General features: G+C 60.9%; 13 protein-coding genes. 2 read left to right on the top strand and 11 right to left on the bottom strand.

The window, feature by feature from the left end; all coding sequences use genetic code 11:
• Positions 1 to 85: 85 nt before the first annotated feature.
• Entirely contained in the window at positions 86 to 484 is a 399-nt protein-coding gene (locus tag HDC30_RS26675) for a hypothetical protein (protein WP_027610913.1), read from the bottom strand.
• On the bottom strand, positions 481 to 1,851 hold the full coding sequence (locus tag HDC30_RS26670; RefSeq protein ID WP_183785845.1) for an MFS transporter: 1,371 nt from the start codon (positions 1,849 to 1,851) through the stop codon (positions 481 to 483). Before HDC30_RS26670 ends, HDC30_RS26675 begins: the two co-directional genes overlap by 4 nt.
• 109 nt (positions 1,852 to 1,960) lie before the next feature.
• Between HDC30_RS26670 and HDC30_RS26665 the strand changes: the two genes are divergently transcribed.
• Positions 1,961 to 2,842, top strand: coding sequence for a LysR family transcriptional regulator (locus tag HDC30_RS26665; protein WP_183785843.1), 882 nt, complete (start codon positions 1,961 to 1,963; stop codon positions 2,840 to 2,842).
• A 134-nt stretch (positions 2,843 to 2,976) separates the two neighbouring features.
• Here the strand turns inward: HDC30_RS26665 and HDC30_RS26660 are convergent, their stop codons facing one another.
• Complete coding sequence (locus HDC30_RS26660; RefSeq protein WP_183785841.1) at positions 2,977 to 3,801, bottom strand: SDR family oxidoreductase; 825 nt, start codon at positions 3,799 to 3,801, stop codon at positions 2,977 to 2,979.
• A 36-nt stretch (positions 3,802 to 3,837) separates the two neighbouring features.
• Positions 3,838 to 4,302 (bottom strand): hypothetical protein, encoded by a 465-nt coding sequence (locus HDC30_RS26655; RefSeq protein ID WP_027610918.1) that lies wholly within the window; start codon positions 4,300 to 4,302, stop codon positions 3,838 to 3,840.
• Between the two features lie 178 nt (positions 4,303 to 4,480).
• Between HDC30_RS26655 and HDC30_RS26650 the strand changes: the two genes are divergently transcribed.
• Positions 4,481 to 7,333, top strand: coding sequence for an RHS repeat domain-containing protein (locus tag HDC30_RS26650; RefSeq protein ID WP_183785839.1), 2,853 nt, complete (start codon positions 4,481 to 4,483; stop codon positions 7,331 to 7,333).
• Between the two features lie 74 nt (positions 7,334 to 7,407).
• Here HDC30_RS26650 and HDC30_RS26645 read toward each other — a convergent pair whose 3' ends face one another.
• The 7 genes from HDC30_RS26645 to algG form a co-directional block, all read right to left on the bottom strand.
• Entirely contained in the window at positions 7,408 to 8,859 is a 1,452-nt protein-coding gene (locus tag HDC30_RS26645; protein WP_183785837.1) for a mannose-1-phosphate guanylyltransferase/mannose-6-phosphate isomerase, read from the bottom strand.
• Between the two features lie 155 nt (positions 8,860 to 9,014).
• Positions 9,015 to 9,671 (bottom strand): alginate O-acetyltransferase AlgF, encoded by a 657-nt coding sequence (locus HDC30_RS26640; protein ID WP_007969549.1) that lies wholly within the window; start codon positions 9,669 to 9,671, stop codon positions 9,015 to 9,017.
• Positions 9,672 to 9,686: 15 nt separating this feature from the next.
• Positions 9,687 to 10,859 (bottom strand): alginate O-acetyltransferase, encoded by a 1,173-nt coding sequence (locus HDC30_RS26635; protein WP_183785835.1) that lies wholly within the window; start codon positions 10,857 to 10,859, stop codon positions 9,687 to 9,689.
• A gap of 10 nt (positions 10,860 to 10,869) precedes the next feature.
• Complete coding sequence (locus HDC30_RS26630) at positions 10,870 to 12,435, bottom strand: MBOAT family protein (RefSeq protein ID WP_183785833.1); 1,566 nt, start codon at positions 12,433 to 12,435, stop codon at positions 10,870 to 10,872.
• A 194-nt stretch (positions 12,436 to 12,629) separates the two neighbouring features.
• Entirely contained in the window at positions 12,630 to 13,754 is a 1,125-nt protein-coding gene (locus HDC30_RS26625; RefSeq protein WP_027610922.1) for a mannuronate-specific alginate lyase, read from the bottom strand.
• Between the two features lie 8 nt (positions 13,755 to 13,762).
• Positions 13,763 to 15,223: an alginate O-acetyltransferase gene (locus HDC30_RS26620; protein WP_183785831.1), complete on the bottom strand. Its 1,461-nt coding sequence runs from the start codon at positions 15,221 to 15,223 to the stop codon at positions 13,763 to 13,765.
• Between the two features lie 10 nt (positions 15,224 to 15,233).
• Positions 15,234 to 16,805: a mannuronan 5-epimerase AlgG gene (algG, locus tag HDC30_RS26615; RefSeq protein ID WP_183785829.1), complete on the bottom strand. Its 1,572-nt coding sequence runs from the start codon at positions 16,803 to 16,805 to the stop codon at positions 15,234 to 15,236.
• Positions 16,806 to 16,823: the final 18 nt, after the last annotated feature.

Genomic DNA, 16,823 nt, shown 5'->3' with positions numbered 1-16,823 from the left:
GATCTTCGATGTGCCACAGATCCAGTGTGGGAGCGAGCCTGCTCGCGAAGAGAACAACCCGGTCTTTCAGACCAAAACCGAGTAATCATTCAGCGCAAAACGTCTCCTGCAAATGCCGCCACAGCACCCGCCCGGCCTCGGTCTTTTCAAACACCACCGTCGAGCGGCGATCGGTGCGCAACCCGCTCGCATCGCTCTGCTGCTCGCGATAACTCAGCGTCCCGCCATGCGCATGCAGCGCAATCCCGCGCAGCTCACTGAGCTCGATCCTGAACCCGGGCTTGTTCCCGCCCGCCGCGTGAAACAGCGCACGCAAGGCTTCGATATCCAGCGCCACGCCCAGCGGCGTGACCATGGAAAAATCCGCCGAGAATCGGCTCAGCAAGCGCTCCATTTCGGCTGAATCCTGCTCCACGGCAAACCAGCGTTCGATCACCAGGTGGGCCTGGATCACTTCATCAAAATATTCGTTGTAGTCAGTCATGTGGATTTTTCCTGAAGGGGAGGTGGGCTCAGCAGGGCGAGCACTTTGGAGGCGTCGAAACGCAGCACGGCGATCATGGGCAACAAGGTGAGCAAGGCCGCCGCGACAAAGCAGTATTTGAATCCGTTGCCGCCCAGTGCACCCAACAGCGAACTGAGCAGCGCGGCGCCAAGACAGAAACCGAGCTGGCGATTGATGTTCCACAGAGCGCTGGAGTGGCCCATTTTTTCTGGCGCGATGCCGACAAACGCCAGGCTCTGCGCGGTGACGCTGCACAGGCTGCCGCCCAGTCCCATCAAGGCATAGGCAATGACCAGCGGCGCGGCGGCGGGTTGTTCGATGCGCATCAGCAGGACAATCCCCAGGCACTGCAAAAGCATCCCGGCGATCAGCAACGGTTTGGGGCCGATGCGGTTGAAACTGCGTTTGCCGAGCATGATCGCCATACCCGATGCGGCTGCCCAGGACAGCATCAGCGCACCGGTCTGCGCCGCGCCGAAACCGAGGTCGTGCAGGTACAACACGGCAATCATGTTGGTGCCGGTAAACACCCCGGGCACGAACAGGTAGATCAGCATCGCCAGGCGCAACGACGGGCTCTTGAGCAGTTGCAGGTCGAGCACCGCGTCGGGTTTGTGCCAGCCATCGCGCAGGTACAGCCATAGGGTCAGGACACCGAGCAGCAGAACCCCGGCGGCGAGGTGTCGGGTAGCGGCGGCGCTCGCCAGGCTCACGGCAATCAACAACAGTGTCAGGGCTGCCACCGCCAGCAGCAGGCCGCGCAGATCCAGTGTCGGGCGTTCCGTGCCGGGTTGATCCGCTTGCAACCACAGCAGACCCAGGCCGAAAGCGAGCAGCGCCAGCGGCATGTTCAGGTAGAAAATCCAGCGCCATGACAACGCCTCGACGATCAGGCCGCCCGCCGCCGGCGACAGGGCCGGCACCATCAGCGCGACCATCAGCACCACGCCGGTCAAATGCGCGCGTTGTGTCGCGGGATACTGCCGATAAGCCAAGGCCTGACCGATCGGCAGCAACAAGCCGCCACCGAGGCCTTGCAGCAGGCGCCAGACAATCAGGCTCTCAATCGACCCGGCCTGGGCCACCAGACCGGAAGCGATACCGAACAGCAGCAACGAGCCCAGAATCAGCCGCCGTTCGCCCAGCCGCGCCGCCAGCCACACGCTCAGCGGAATGATCAGTGTCAGCCCGAGCATGTAGGCGTTGGTGATCCACGCCAGTTGCGTCACCGAGGCCTGTAATTCCCGGGCGATGTCCGGGTAGGCGATGCTCGCGGCGAACATGTTCAGCAGGTCGAGGGCGAACCCGAACAGATACACCAGCGCGACTTTCGAGCGATAGGCCATGGCAGCTTCCCTGTGATGAGACGTGCAGGGTAGGGCGCTTCAGGCGTTAGGAAAACGCTGGTTTGCCTGCTAGTTTGTCAAAAATATTTTGACAGGGAGTGCGCTGGACATGGTCAGCCTTGACCGATTTGACACCTTCAAAGCCGTGGTCGAGGCCGGGTCGTTGACGGCCGCCGCCGATACCTTGGGCCAGACGCGCGCGGTGGTGAGCTTCAATCTCAAGCGACTGGAAGAAGAACTGGGCGTCACCTTGCTCACGCGCAACACCCGGCAACTGGCCCTGACCGATGCCGGCGAGCGCTTCTATCGGCGCTGCCTGCGCACCCTCGACGAAGCGCGACTGGCGATCGAGGAAGCGCGCTCCGAGCATTCGCAACTCAAGGGCACGTTGCGCATCACTACCACCGTGGAATTCGCCCTGGCCCAAGTGGTGCCGGCGCTGGAGGTGTTCCGTCAGCAACAGCCACAACTGAACATTCACCTGTCGACGTCCTCGACCCACGCCGATCTGATCTCCGAACGCTTCGACATGGCGATTCGTCTGGGACGCATGCACGACTCCAATCTGCGTGCGGTGCAGTTGTCGAGGTTTGAAGTGTATGCGGTGGCCGCGCCGCAGCTGGTAGAACGCTTTGCGCCGGTTGCCACGCTGGCGACGCTGGAGTCGATGCCGACGCTGGGCCATGGCCGAGTTCCGGAAATGACCGTGACCGACCCGGCCGGCAGCGAGCATGTCTACCAGCCAAAACCGGGGACCACCGCCATCGTCGCCGACAACTCGGCGACGCTCAGGGCGTTTGCGCTGACTGGCCAAGGCGTGGCGATTTTGCCGCAGTGGCTGATTCAGGAGGATCTGCAGGCCGGGCGATTGGTGCGGTTGCTGGCCGATTACCGGTTTGCTCAGCAGGGGGTGTATGCGCTGTACCCGGATACCCGGCATTTGCCGCTGAAGGTGCGGGCGTTCATTGATTTCATGAAGGGCTGGGGCTGAGGATCTCGGTTGACTGTGCCGGCCTCATCGCGGGCAAGCCACGCTCCCACAGGTTTTTGTGTTCCTCTGGATATTCGTGTACGGCGCAAAACCCTGTGGGAGCGTGGCTTGCCCGCGATGGGGTCACCTCGGTCTCAGAGCTGGCCGCGCAACCCGAACCGCTTCATCAACGTCGACTCCAGCAATCCCTTGGGCAATAACGTCGCCAGCAATGGCAACGCGCGGCTGCCATTACCAATGCGGATCAAGCGAGGCGGCGTGCCCTGCTGCACAGCCTTGAGCAACTCAGCCGCAAACTCACTGGCCGGGGTCGGCTTGTCCTGCGATGCCTTGGCCCGCGCACGAATCCCCTCACGCAACGGAAACCACGGTGATTGCTCGTTGATCAGTTGCTCCGCTTCATGCCCGGCATTCTTGGCGAAGCTCGACTGAATCGCTCCCGGTTGCACTTCCATCACGCGGATACCGAACGGCGCCAGCTCCATGCGCAGCGCATCGCTCAGCGCATGCACCGCGGCTTTCGAGGCGCAGTAGGCGCCGGCGAACGGCGTGACCAGTACCCCTGAGACACTGCCGATATTCACCACCAGCCCCTTGGCCCGGCGCAGTACCGGAAACAGGGCGCGGGTAACGCCGACAATCGAGAACACATTGGTTTCGAACTGGCGCTGCATGGCCGGCACGCCGCCGTCGAGCAGCGGTCCCATGGCGCCATAACCGGCGTTGTTGATCAGCACGTCGAGGCCGCCGTGTTGCTGGTTGATGCGCTCGGCGAGTTGTTCCAGCGCCACACTGTCATTGACGTCCAGCGCGATTGCGCTGAACCCCGCAGCGGCGAGGGCCGCGACGTCTTCAGCCTTGCGCGCACTGGCCCAGACCTCGTAACCGGCGGCTTTGAACGCATCGGCGAGGGCGCGGCCAATGCCGCTGGAGCAACCGGTAATCAACGCAACGGGCATGGCGCATTCCTTGTGCAAAAAATGGGAGGAGGGGGATCAGTCGGAGAAACTGCCCTGCAAGCGCTCGGCACGAAACTCCAGGGTTTGTGGGCGATAACCGGGGCGCAGTGGAGGCATCGGCAGGCAGTCTTCCCAGTCGCCACCGGCCTGCAGTTCGCCGGGGCCGCGATAGCGCGGGGCGGTGTATTGGTTGTCGGCCAGATTGACCGTGTCGCCCGGCGCGTAAGCTGCGATGCGCCAGCGCAGTTCAGTCAGCGGCACGTCGTTGCCGTTTTTCATTTTCAATTGCAGCGGCCGATCTGCCGGGCATTGTTCCGGTGCATAGCTGATGCGCATCTCAAGGCGCGCCAGTTGCTTGAGCTCGCGGTTGTCCAGCCACACCACCCACATGGCCACCAGGCCCAGACCGATAGCCGCGGCCACGGAGACCGGCACAGCCTTGGCGGGATAGCGCAGCAGCAGAATCAACCAGGTGATGATCAGCAGGATGCCGATGAACATGAGGGAAGGCTCCTTGGTTCGTGAGTACCATCCTACCGGAGGGCCGGCGCAATGGACATTCGCGCGTATTCCGAATGTACCGTCAGTCGGTACTGTAATTTCTGACAGTTGAAAATCGCAAAGCGCGGATGCTCTGATGCCCTGAAGCATGGATAACGCTAGTGCCGGGAGCAAGCTGATGAACAAGCATGGAAAAACACCGACGCTTTCAGTAAGCGACCCGCGCGGACTGCAGGTTCGGACGGTTGGTTATTGGCGTGCCGACGACCTTTGCCCAGCTCAAACCCGCGTCAATCGCACGGTGCGCGACGCTGCTGGAAGGGTTGTGGAACAGTGGGATCCGCGCCTGTGGGCACTGCAAACGACCGAGCCGCTGACGCCAGCGAATCTGCGCACCCTTTATTCGTTGATCGGGCAAACGCTGCGCTCCGACAGCGTCGATGCCGGTACGCAGCTGGCGTTGTACGGGCTCGGTGCCGAGACGCTGTACGACTGGGACAGTCGAGAAACCTGGCGCGAGGTGCATCACGACCCGCTGCTGCGTCCGATTGCCGTGTTCGAAGAAGGCGCATCCGAGCCTAGGCGGTGCGTCGAACGTCTCACTTACGGTCAGCCCGGCGCGGGTGATCCCTCCCGGAATCAGCTGGGCCAGTTGATTGGGCACGATGATCCGGCGGGTAGTGTGTGCTCGCAAAGCTTTGCAATCAGTGGGCAATGCATTGAAAGCACGCGGCACTTCACCCTCGACCCCAGCGTCCCCGATTGGCCGCAAAACGTTGATGACCGCCAGCGCTTGCTGGAGCCCGGTGACGGTGCAACGACCCGCTGGCGCTTCGGGCCGCTGGGGCAGGTACTCGAACAAGTCGATGCACGTGATAATCGACAGGACCGCGAGTTGACGCTGGACGGTCAGTTGCGTGCCTGCCATCTGCAATTGCGGCACCAGACCAAAGCGCAAACGCTGGTGAGCGACATTCGTTACAACGCTGATGGGCAAGTCACTCAGGAACTGGCGGGCAATGGTGTGCTGACGACGCTGACCTATCAGCCCGAGGACGGTCTTCTGCTAACCCGCCATGCGAGGAAAGCCGGGGGCGAGGTATTGCAACATCTGATCTACGACTATGACCCGATGGGCAACTTGCTGAGCATCGAGGACAAGGCACTGCCGATCCGGTATTTCGCCAACCAGCGTATCGATCCTGTCAGTCGTTTCGACTACGACAGCTTCTACCAGTTGCATGTGGCCACCGGTTGGGAAGCAGGTGCTGCTACTCAAGGTCCGGCGTCCATCGGACGTGACGATCCGGCAGCAGTGAGCAATTATCGACAGACCTTCGACTACGATGAATCCGGCAATCTGCTGCTGCTGACGCATGTTGGCGCGCGCAATGGCCGCGAGCTCAAAGCTGCGCGATCAAGTAATCGCTGTTTGCCTTACCGTAATGGCGTGCCACCGACGGAAGAGGAGATTGCCGCGGCGTTCGATCCCCGTGGCAATTTGCGAGCGCTGTACGCGGGGAGTTCATTGACGTGGAATCTGCGTAATCAGTTGCAATCGGTCACGCCGGTCGAACGTGCCAGCGGCCCCAATGACCGTGAACACTATTGCTACGACGGTGCCGGTCAACGTGTGCGCAAGATTCGCTCACTCCAGACGAATGCCCGCGGCGTCACGGCCCAGGTGCGCTATTTGCCTGGACTGGAGCTACGCACCGACACGGCCACCGGTGAGCAATTGCAAGTGATCTGCGTCGAGGGCCACATCAGCCGTGTACACGTGCTGCACTGGGAAAGTGCTCCGCCCACCGGTTCCAATGACCATTATCGGTACACGCTGACGGATCATCTCGGATCGACCTGCCTGGAACTGGGCGAGGATGCCCGGCTCATCAGTCAAGAAACATTCTTCCCGTTCGGTGAAACGGCGTGGAGCAAGGACACCGAGGCCAGTTACAAAACCCTGCGTTATTCGGGCAAGGAGCGCGATGCCACAGGTCTCTATTATTATGGCTATCGCTATTACATGCCGTGGTTGCAGCGCTGGTTGAATCCTGACCCGAAAGGCTTTATCGACGGGCCGAACCTGTATCAGATGGTGGGTAACTCGCCCATGAACCATGTCGACACCGATGGGGGCGGGAAGACCGCCACATCTGAGTTGGCTGACAGTGTGCAAAAGCAGCAGGCATTAATGAGCACGATGACCTCGGCGGCAGCGGACGTCAGAAACTCATTGCTCAATCACACTCAGGCGCGACACCGGTTTCAGGCCTTGGCCAGGCGCGTCGGGACGCAACTGGCCAGCAGCATGTTCAGCGCAGGCGCTCAAGCCGCAGGGGGCACGATTGGCACTGCAATGGGCACCGTGTTCGGACCGGTAGCCGGTTCGCTTGGGGGCAAGATTGGCACGAAGGTCGCCGATAAGTTGGCGGGTGCAGCCATCGACAAGGTGGTGGACACCTATCAGTTGAACCGACCTATCCATTTCAAGGGCAGCGAATTGAATCCCAAGGCTCTGGTTGAAAGCGTCGAGCCGAAAAAGAAGCTGAGTCTTGCCACAGTGAAGCTGCAATTGGCAGCGCATGATCCGCGCACAGCCGACGGTCGATCACGCTTGACCCAAATGGCGCGCGCCAAGGTCGAGGGCAAAGTGATCGAGGCAGTCTCTGAAAAACTGGGACCAGAAACTCGGGGGCTGTTCCAGACGGGGCGGGAATTCATCCATGCAGCGCAGGGACTGAATGCTGAGGCGTTAAGCAACACTTATGAACATCTTTCGGCAAACATCGACATGGTCGAGTTCAGGACGCAGGCCATCCTTACCGAGCTGGCAACCACCGGCAGCGCGGATCCGGAGCTTTTCGAAGCGGTCTCCGACTTGTCGATGCAAACGTCCAGTACGCTGCAGAGCCTGCGGCGGACCCAGGACTTTATCGGACTGCTCGCACCGGCTCCCTACGCGGGAAGGCAGCAATCGCTGGGGGGACATTCCCGGCCGAGGCTGACTCGACAACATTCGTTGAGTTGAAAAAAAGCCCCCGCCCAACCCACTGCGGATAGGGGACGCAGCGGGCTGGACGGGGGCTTCTTATTGCGGAACGCTTACTGCGCGATGGTTTTCACCGACACGCCGCGTTCGATCGGGGTCGAGCGACCGTAGATATCTTCAAAGCGCTCGATATCGTCTTCGCCCAGGTACGAGCCCGACTGCACTTCAATGATTTCCAACGGGATCTTGCCCGGGTTGCGCAGGCGGTGCACCGAGGCGATCGGGATGTAGGTCGACTGGTTTTCAGTGAGCAGAAAGACGTTCTCGTCGCAGGTCACTTCAGCAGTGCCGCTGACCACGATCCAGTGTTCGGCGCGGTGGTGGTGCATCTGCAGCGACAGGCACGCGCCCGGTTTGACCGAGATGTGCTTGACCTGGAAACGCCCGCCCATGTCCACCGAGTCGTAGGAACCCCACGGACGATAAACCTCGCAGTGGTTCTGGGTTTCGCTGCGACCCTGCTCGTTGAGGGTGTTGACCATCTGCTTGACGCCCTGAACCTTGTCCTTGTGGGCGATCATCATCGCGTCCTTGGTTTCGACCACGACGATGTTTTCCAGACCGATCACCGACACCAGTTTGCCGTTGCCGTGGATCATGCAGTTCTTGCTGTCCTGGATCACTACGTCGCCCTTGCTGACGTTGCCGTTGGCGTCTTTCTCGTTGACTTCCCACAGCGACGACCAGCAACCGACATCGCTCCAGCCAGCGGTCAGCGGCACCACGCAGGCACGCTGGGTTTTTTCCATGACGGAGTAGTCGATGGAGTTGTCCGGGCAGCAGGCGAAAGTGGCTTCGTCCAGGGTAACGGTGTCGGCGTCCTGCTGGCTGCGCTCGAGGGTCAGCAGGCAGGTGTCGTAGATGTCCGGATCGTGCTTTTTCAGCTCTTCGAGGAAGCGGCTGGCGCGGAACAGGAACATGCCGCTGTTCCAGTAGTAGCCGCCGGATTCGACGTATTCGGTGGCGCGCTTGACGTCGGGTTTTTCGACGAAGTGCGAGACGCGGCTGACGCCTTCCGGCAGCAGCGAATCGCCGGTGGACTTGATGTAGCCGTAACCGGTTTCCGGTTTGGTCGCCGGCACGCCGAACAGCACCATTTCGCCGTTTTCGGCGGCCACGGTGGCCAGGGCGAGGGCGCGTTGCAGGGCTTTCTGGTCTTCCAGCACGTGGTCGGCCGGCAGCACCAGCATCAGTTCGTCACGGCCTTCGTTGACCAGCATCATCGCGGTCAGCGCTACCGCTGGCGCAGTGTTGCGGCCGAACGGCTCCATGAGGATGCGCTGGCATTCAAGGTTACGGGTGGCCAACTGCTCGTTGACGATGAAGCGGTGATCCTTGTTGCAGACCACGATCGGCGTGTCCATGCCTTCGAACACCAGACGTTCCAGGGTTTGCTGGAACAGCGTGTGTTCACCGGTCAGGGCGAGGAATTGCTTAGGAAACTGCTTGCGCGAAAGCGGCCAAAGACGTGAACCGCTACCACCTGACAAGATCACCGGAATCATGTTGTTTACTCCATAAAAATCGATTGGTTAGAGGCCCTGTGGGAGCGAGCCTGCTCGCGAAAGCGGTACATCAGTCGACATTGATGTTGGATGTCGGACCGTATTCGCGAGCAGGCTCGCTCCCACAGGGTTACTGCGTCAGTTCATGAAATTGGTTAGCGAGTCGACACCGGGCGTTTCACCCAGACTGGCGACAGGCTGCTGCCGGAACCGGTGACGTACAGCACCGCTGCTTCACCGCGCTCAAGGGCGACCGGTTTCACGTCGCCGACTTTCTTGTCGCCTTCGTACAGCGCCAGGCTGACTTTCACCGGGTTGATTTCACGTTCGCCACGGCCCTTGGCCGCCACGTTCGGCACCACGTCGGTCTTGCCGTCGGCGGTCTTCAGGGTCAGCGGCTTGTCGCTGAGGTTCTGCACGCGCACCAGGGATTTCTGCTTGTTCTTGAACGGTGGTTCTTCGATCAGTTGTGGCGCGCCGGACGCGTTGTTGACCAGGGTGTAGTAGTGGTCGCCGGCGAGTTTGACCGGCAGGGTCTGGCTGCCGACCTTGGCGCTGTAGTCGCCGCCCGGCATGAAGCTGAAGTCGCTGCTGGCCAGTGGCGCAACGTCGCTCAGGTTGGTGCTGCCGACGGTGGCGCTGACTTCGGCGTTGCTGGCGTTGTAGACGCGCACGAAGGTCGAGCCTTTCGGCGCGGTCGGGCCGTACAGCGCGGCGTCACCACCGGCAAAGGCCTGGACCGACAGCACGCTCAGACCCGCAACCAATGCGAAGCGTTTGGCGAGACGACGAGGAGTAGTAGTGAAAGTCATGGTGTTACCTCTCTTTCAGTTTTGCGCCCGATCGGGCGTCTCGGATTTAGTGTTGATAGCTACGTTTTGTTGGCGAGCACCGGCTTGTTTGAGCTCTGCGACCCACTGTGGGTCGGCGTCGCCGATTTCGTTGTTCACAGGCAGATATCGTTCAGGAAACTCCCAGATCAGCACCTGTGGCGGGCTGTTCTTGAAGTCATCGCTTTTCAGGTAGCTGAGCATCGGCAGGATCGGGCCGTGGCCGTCCTCGGCGTAATTGACCACGTCGCTGTGCAGCGCTTGTTTCAGCGCACCGACGAAGTTCCAGTTGGGGTTGGCGCTGTAGCTGGTACCGATCAGTGCGACCGGTACTTCGCTGCTGGCGAACAGCGCGTCGTCACCGGCAGGCTGCTCGGCGGCCACGGTGTTGCGCTTCTGCAGCGGCTCTTGTGCCGGCATCAGGTTTTCAAACAGCGGATCCAGTGGCAGGAACAGACGCAGGTCGCCCTTGTGCGTGACCTTCTCCGCTGGCGTGGTGACAAAGCGCTGTGGCTCGCCGCTGAGCGGGAACTTGTCGGCGATAGTCTTGGCCAGGGTGTTGGCGGCGATTTCAGCGCCTTCCGGGGTCCAGTGGGTGTCGGTGCGCAGGAACACTTGCTGACCGTTCTGCTTGGCTTTTTGCAGTGGGCCAAGCAGGTCCGGGGCGAGGATCTTGTCTGCGGCGACACGGGCGTGGAAGTCCTGATAGAGGTTGGCGTGGATGCTCGCCGGTTTCACTTCACTCAGGTGTTCCGGGTACAGACGCACCTTGGCCGGCACGATGGCCATCACCAGTTTCACGCCTTTCTCTTTCAGGGTCTGGCGCACGCCTTCGACCAGCGCGTAGTTGCCTTGCAGGTTCAGTTCTTCGTTGACGATCGGGTTGAATTCCTCGTCGCTGTATAGCCACTGATCGCGACCGAGCACTACGCCTGGACGACCTTCGTTGAACAGTTTGAAATCCAGCGCCGCCCAGAGGTTGGTGCCCAGACGCTTGATCGGAAACTGATCGTCGTAGTGGGTTTCCACGGCTTTGGTCCAGCGACCGTTAAGCACGGTCGCATCGGCGTTGGTGCTGAAGCCGAAGAAGCTGCGCACCGACCACAGACCGAGCACCAGCAGGGTCACCAGAAACAGCGCGATGTAGAAGATGCGTAATGAGCGGGTCATGTCAGATCCCTCAGAACTGGAAGTAAAGGAACGGCGAGAAGCTTTGCGCCGAGAGTTTGAGAATCGAGGCGATGAACAGCAGCAGGATCAGCCCGCGCATCACGTAGCGTGACCAGTCCGCCGTCCAGTAGGCCGGTTGCACCTGCGCCTCGACGCCGACGGTGTAGCCAGGCTCATGGATGCTCGCCGGGTTCTCGCCGGGGGCTGCCTTGATCATGCCCGGGGTCGCGGTGGCAGGGCTGTTGGCCTCGACGTTGACTTCAGGTTTGCTCTTCACCGGAGGCTGGTTGGTGTACAGATCACGCAGGCCGAAGAACGCCAGGGTTGCGTACGCCACCACCAGGGTCGCCACTTGCAGACCGGTGAGGCTGGCGCGGTTGAGTTCCGACAGCGACCAGTCGCTGAAGCTGAACATCGCGCCGTACATGCGCCCGGCGACGTGCAGGTTTTCGGCACGGAAGATCACCCAGCCCATCACCACCAGCAGGAAGGTCAGCGCCCAGCGGATCGGGTTGAGGCTGCGCGGCGAGGTGTTGATGCCGAGCATTTTTTCGATCGCCAGCCACATGCCGTGCCAGGCGCCCCAGACGATGTAAGTGATGTTCGCGCCGTGCCACAGACCACCCAGGAGCATGGTCAGGAACAGGTTGCGATAGGTCATCAGCGTGCCTTTACGGTTACCGCCGAGGGTGATGTACAGGTAGTCACGCAGCCAGGTCGACAGGCTGATGTGCCAGCGGCGCCAGAACTCGGTGATCGACTGGCTGATGTACGGCTGCTTGAAGTTTTCCATGAAGCGGAAACCCATCATCAGACCCAGACCGATGGCCATGTCGCTGTAACCGGAGAAGTCGAAATACAGCTGCGCGGTGTACGCCAGCGCGCCAAGCCAGGCATCCCCGGTGGTCGGGTTTTGCAGGGCGAAGCAATGATCGGCAACCACGGCGAGGGTGTCGGCGATGAAGACCTTCTTGATGAAACCCTGCATGAACCGCGTGCAACCTTCGGAGAACTTGTCGAGGGTGTGGGTGCGGTTGTTGAACTGGTCGGCGAGGTCGCGAAAGCGTAGGACCGGGCCGGCAATCAGGTGCGGGAAGATCGCCACGAACGCCGCGAAGTCGATCAGGTTGCGGGTGGCCGGGGTGTCGCCGCGATACACGTCGATGATGTAGCTGATCGATTCGAAGATGTAGAACGAGATACCGATCGGCAGCAGCACGTGGGTCAGGATGAACGGTTCCAGACCGAACGAGGTCATGATCGCGTTGATGCTGTCCACGCCGAAGTTGGCGTACTTGAAGTAGCCGAGGATGCACAGGTCGACCGCCACGCCGAGCAGCAGCCAGCGCTGTGCCGGTTTGCTGCGCACGCCGGCGGCACCGACTTTCAGGCCGATCCAGTAGTTCCACAGGGTGACGCCGGCGAACAGCGCCAGGAAGTCCACCCGCCACCACGCGTAGAACACGTAGCTGGCGATCAGCAGCAACAGGTTGCGATAGCGTTGCCCGCTCAAGTAGTACAAGCCGAGAAAGATCGGCAAGAACAGAAACAGGAACACGTTGGATGAAAATACCATCCCGATCTCTCCATGTTTGAACCAACAGTCAAGGGCCAAAGCCCCCCCAAACCCCCCGTGAAAATTCAGGGGGCGACATCACTTCACTGTGGGAGCGGGCTTGCTCGCGAAGGCGGTGTGTCAGTCGACATCAGTTTTGAATGTCAGACGGCATTCGCGAGCAAGCCCGCTCCCACAGGGGATTGCATTCACTCTTACGAACCCTTGTTGCCCTTCTCATGCGACGGGTCGTAGACCTTGGTCAGGTCGCCGCCGAGGCGGAAGGTCTTGAACGGCTGCATGCCGTGCTTCTTCTCGATCACATCCGCCGGGCAGGTGTAGAGGGTGCAGAACGGTTCGAGCCAGGCGAATTTCATGTCCTCTTTCAAGTCGGTCATGTCCTGCTCTTTGCCGTTCTTCTTCTCGAACTGGTCCGGGTCTTTCACCCCGGCCAGCACCCGATCACCCAGACGCTTGAGCGCGCTGTTGTTTTCCTGACGCAGATCGACACCGTTGACCTGGGCGAAGCTGGCGATCATCGCCAGTGGCGGCAGGGCGTAGTTGTGATAGGCGAGGGCGCGTTGCTGGCGCTTGAGCTCGTTAGGCAGGAAGCCGTCGGCATCGACTTGATTGACCCCGACCTTGTATTCCTTCACTGCCCAATCGAACAGGTCGCGACGGTTGGTGGCGATCGAGGTCGCCATCACCGACCACGCGGCCCAGTACGAGTGGTTGTTGGTTTTTTCCAGCGGCAGGTTGTCCCAGTCGCTGACCACCTGATCGGCCATCTTGCTGAACCACGCCTCGATCTGCTGCGCTTCTTGCTGATGCGTGGCCAGCGGATGCGAGTCGGAGAACTTCAGGCGAATGTACGAAGAGGCCATGCTGCCCAGCGCCCATTTGCGCATTGATTTGCCGGTGTGGTTGAAGTCTTTCGACATCAACGCATCGGCCTTGGCCCACGCGGTCAGCCAGTTCAGCGTGCAGTCGAGCTGCTCCGGACGACCGTCGCGCATGAACTGCATCACCCGTTTGGCGGTGCCGCGCTCCAGCGTGGTGATGTCCTTGGTGGTGTCGCGGAAGGCTTTTTCCGACTGCACGTTCAGCGTCGCGCGAGCCTTGTCCGAGCCTTCGTACTTACTGCGAAATTGCAGCGGCCCGGTGTACGGCGCCGGCATCGCGTCGCAGCCTTCGCTGTTGTCGCCGCTCTTGAATTTATCCACCGGCGCAAAGTAGCCCTGTGGCGGACGCAGTGGTGCGGCGGCCTGAGTGGCCCCGGCGAACATCGCCAGGGTCAGCAGGGATGGCGCAAGCAAGTGTTTGATCGTTCGATTTCGCATAGCAGACCTCATTGCCCGAGCTGAGCGGTTTGTGGCCCAGCGCCCGGGAATACGTTGCGTTTGCAGATTTTCGCTTCGACTTTTTGCGGCGCGGTATCCGCTTCCGGGCCCTGGACTTCGACTGCCAGCAGATTTTGCGAGGCCCAGTCTTCGTCCGTGCGCAGCTCAAAGGCGAAACGACCGTCGGTGTCGGAGGTTTCCGGTTTCTCGATCTTGATGTCCTCGTGGCGACCGTTCATGTACCAGAGGGTGGCTTGCAGGGTTTTCACCGAGGGGTCGGCGAAGCGGATGTCGACCTGATGGCTGCTGTTTTGCAGGTTCAGGTTTTTGCTGTTGACCAGCAGTTCCTGTTTGCCGCCAGGCTTGAGCGTGGTGCTGGCGGACATTTGCGCGTCTTTGCCTTCGCAGCCGTTGTCGAGCAGCGACATCATCTGGCGATAGATGGTTTCCTGGTCGAGGCGGTACAGCGGCGAGAATTCCCAGATCAGAATCTTCGGCGGGGTCTTCTGGAATTCGTCGCTACCGAGGTACTGCAGCATCGAACCTTCCAGACCACCGCCGGGGAAGGCGACGTTGAGAATGTCGGCGCCAATGGCCTCTTCGAGGAAGCCGGCGAAGTTGTAGTTCTTGCCGCTGTGCGAGGTACCCACGAGGGTGATTTGCGGGTTGCCGGAGTCACCGAACAGGTCGCCGTCACCGGCTTCGCCTTTCGGCTCGGTGGTGAACTGGTCCATGTACTGGATCGCGTAACTGGTGCCGCACAGTTGCCCGGCCATGTTGTGCAGGGTGCCGGTCTTGCCCATGCGCCCGGTGCGTTTGGTTTCGAATTCACGCTTGGGAATGTCGGCGAAGGCCGGGATCTGCTTGACCTTCTCGGCGACGATTTTCGCTGTGCGCTGGGCACCGTATGGGGTCCAGTGCTGGTCGCCGCGGAAGTAGAAATCGTGGGCGGGCAGGGTGTCCGGCAGCGATTCGTTGGTCAGCGGCGACAGGTCCGGTACCACGTAACCCATCTGCGCGAAACGGCCGAGCATGGTCTTGTAGTTGCCCAGCGCTTTCTCGTAATCGAACGCGGCTTTTTCCTGCGGATTGAGCTTGTTGCGGTTCACCAGGCCACGGGTCGGCTGATAGACGATCACCAGTTCGACGCCTTTGGCCTTGAACGCATCGTGCAGCTGTTGCAGGCGTTTGTAGCCGGCCGGAGTGGTGTTGAACTCGGTGCGCAAATCTTCCTGGGTACGGAACAGCCAGTCGCCCTGCGCCTGCACCAGGGTGGTGAAGTTCTGCTGGTAGCGCGTGGTGTAGTTCTTCGCGTCATGGGCGGCCGGGCACAGGTTGCAGCACGGTTCGGCGCTGAATTTTGGCGGGGTGGCGCCCGCCGTGTCATCGGCGCGGGCAGCGTTGCTGGCCGCCAGAATGCCCACGGTCAGGGCCGACAGGCTGAGTAATTTGATCAAGTGTGGGTGCATAAAATTATCCTCAGTCCTGCAATTCGGTCTGGCGTTCGACAGGGTCGATCAGCACGGCTTTCTGCTGGCGTACCAGCAGGTCGAGAATTTCATCCTGGCGCTCGCCGAGGATGCCGTTGAAGCTGATGCCGCTGGATTTGGTCGGCGCCAGCATCGATACGCGATATAGCTCGACGCTCAACGGCGAGTCGATGGCCATCGGGCCGCTGCCGTTGGCCGCCAGTTCACCGCCGACCACGATCAGCGAGACTTGCGCGTCGAACGGGTCGAGCTTGATGTCACGGTCGGTGTCGGTCAGGTCCTTGATGTGGCCGTAGACGCCGGTCAGACCGTTGGCCATGGCAACGTTTTCGTAGAGGCGGATGTTCACGCTGTTACGAATGCGGATGCCGTGACGTTTGTTGCTGATGACCTTGTTGCCCCACAGCAGGTTGTCGGCGGACTCGTAGAGGGTGATGCCGTCCGTGTGGTTCTTGTAGATCTCGTTGTAGGCGATGATGTTGTTGACGCTGTTACGGTCGATCACCAGGCCCGAGAGGTGGTTGTCGTAGCTCTTGTTGTTGAAGATGAAGCTGTCGTTCACTTCACGGGAAATGATGATGCCGTGCTTCTTCTTCGTACCGTGGACGGTGTTCTCGGCAATGATCAGACCGTGGGAACGGTCGTGCGGGTCGATGCCGTAGACGATGTTGTCCTTGTAGGTGTTGCCCTTGACCACGAAGTCGCGGGTTTCGTAGCAGTAGAAGCCGTACCACATGTCGGAGAACTCGGAGCCGACGATCCAGCCGGTCGGTTCAGGGCGTTTGAGCACCTTGGCCATGTTCGGCGTGTACTGGGAAATACTCACCCCGTACGACTTACTGTTGGCGTAGCCGAAACTGGCCATCTTGCTGTTGACGATGTAGGTCTCGGTGCCACCCCAGGCCAGCAGAAACGGCCGGAATTCCTTCGGCGAACGGAAGGTGGCCGGGCCGTTGTCCTTCTCGCGCCAGCCGGTGACTTTGGTGTCACGCACGAACAGCTGACCGTCGTTGACCAGGAACGAACCGGCCTCTTGCGACAGGCGCAACTCCTGGGTCTGACCGTCGATTTCGAGGATGCCTTTACGGCCGACCACGATCGGCAGCTTCGCCAGGTACACGCCCGGCGAGGTCTCGCTGAAGTACTGCTTGGGCAGTTTCTGCGCCAGATCCTTGAGGTTCAGGTAACCGTCGTCGACGAAGATCGCCTTCGGGATGCCGTGCTGACGCACCACCCATTCGGCCATCTTGTTGTCACCGCCGATGAAGTCCTTCAGGGCGTCTTCCTGCATCATCCGGCGCACGCTGATCTTGCCCGGTTTGCTGCGATTGATTTTCGCGGCAGCGGCCTCGGCGGTGAAGTCGGACAGGTCGGGCAGTTTCGGCTTGGCCAGTTCCAGCGCCTCGGTCGGCGCGCTGCTGACGGTGTAGGTCTTGGCTTGTTGCAGCTCTTTGGCGGTGGTCACAGGCTTGGCCGGTTCCACCGTGGCGAACGCGCCAGCGGAGGCCAGCAGCATGGCGCCGGCCAACAGGCTGAGCGAGCCTTTCCTTGCATGGTGCATGTCGGGCACTCCCTTGGC

The organism is Pseudomonas sp. JAI115, assembly GCF_014200835.1.
Lineage (GTDB): Bacteria > Pseudomonadota > Gammaproteobacteria > Pseudomonadales > Pseudomonadaceae > Aquipseudomonas > Aquipseudomonas putida_A.
Note: the sequence above shows the minus strand (reverse complement) of the source record. Positions and strands in the feature narration are given on the sequence as shown.

Excerpts from the sequence above, each read along its gene's own strand:
- HDC30_RS26635 (WP_183785835.1), bottom strand. The coding sequence starts at position 10,859 with ATGACCCGCTCATTACGCATCTTCTACATCGCGCTGTTTCTGGTGACC.
- HDC30_RS26650 (WP_183785839.1), top strand. The coding sequence starts at position 4,481 with ATGAACAAGCATGGAAAAACACCGACGCTTTCAGTAAGCGACCCGCGC.
- HDC30_RS26675 (WP_027610913.1), bottom strand. The coding sequence starts at position 484 with ATGACTGACTACAACGAATATTTTGATGAAGTGATCCAGGCCCACCTG.
- HDC30_RS26640 (WP_007969549.1), bottom strand. The coding sequence starts at position 9,671 with ATGACTTTCACTACTACTCCTCGTCGTCTCGCCAAACGCTTCGCATTG.
- HDC30_RS26625 (WP_027610922.1), bottom strand. The coding sequence starts at position 13,754 with ATGCGAAATCGAACGATCAAACACTTGCTTGCGCCATCCCTGCTGACC.
- HDC30_RS26660 (WP_183785841.1), bottom strand. The coding sequence starts at position 3,801 with ATGCCCGTTGCGTTGATTACCGGTTGCTCCAGCGGCATTGGCCGCGCC.
- HDC30_RS26665 (WP_183785843.1), top strand. The coding sequence starts at position 1,961 with ATGGTCAGCCTTGACCGATTTGACACCTTCAAAGCCGTGGTCGAGGCC.
- HDC30_RS26655 (WP_027610918.1), bottom strand. The coding sequence starts at position 4,302 with ATGTTCATCGGCATCCTGCTGATCATCACCTGGTTGATTCTGCTGCTG.
- HDC30_RS26630 (WP_183785833.1), bottom strand. The coding sequence starts at position 12,435 with ATGGTATTTTCATCCAACGTGTTCCTGTTTCTGTTCTTGCCGATCTTT.
- algG (WP_183785829.1), bottom strand. The coding sequence starts at position 16,805 with ATGCACCATGCAAGGAAAGGCTCGCTCAGCCTGTTGGCCGGCGCCATG.
- HDC30_RS26645 (WP_183785837.1), bottom strand. The coding sequence starts at position 8,859 with ATGATTCCGGTGATCTTGTCAGGTGGTAGCGGTTCACGTCTTTGGCCG.
- HDC30_RS26670 (WP_183785845.1), bottom strand. The coding sequence starts at position 1,851 with ATGGCCTATCGCTCGAAAGTCGCGCTGGTGTATCTGTTCGGGTTCGCC.
- HDC30_RS26620 (WP_183785831.1), bottom strand. The coding sequence starts at position 15,223 with ATGCACCCACACTTGATCAAATTACTCAGCCTGTCGGCCCTGACCGTG.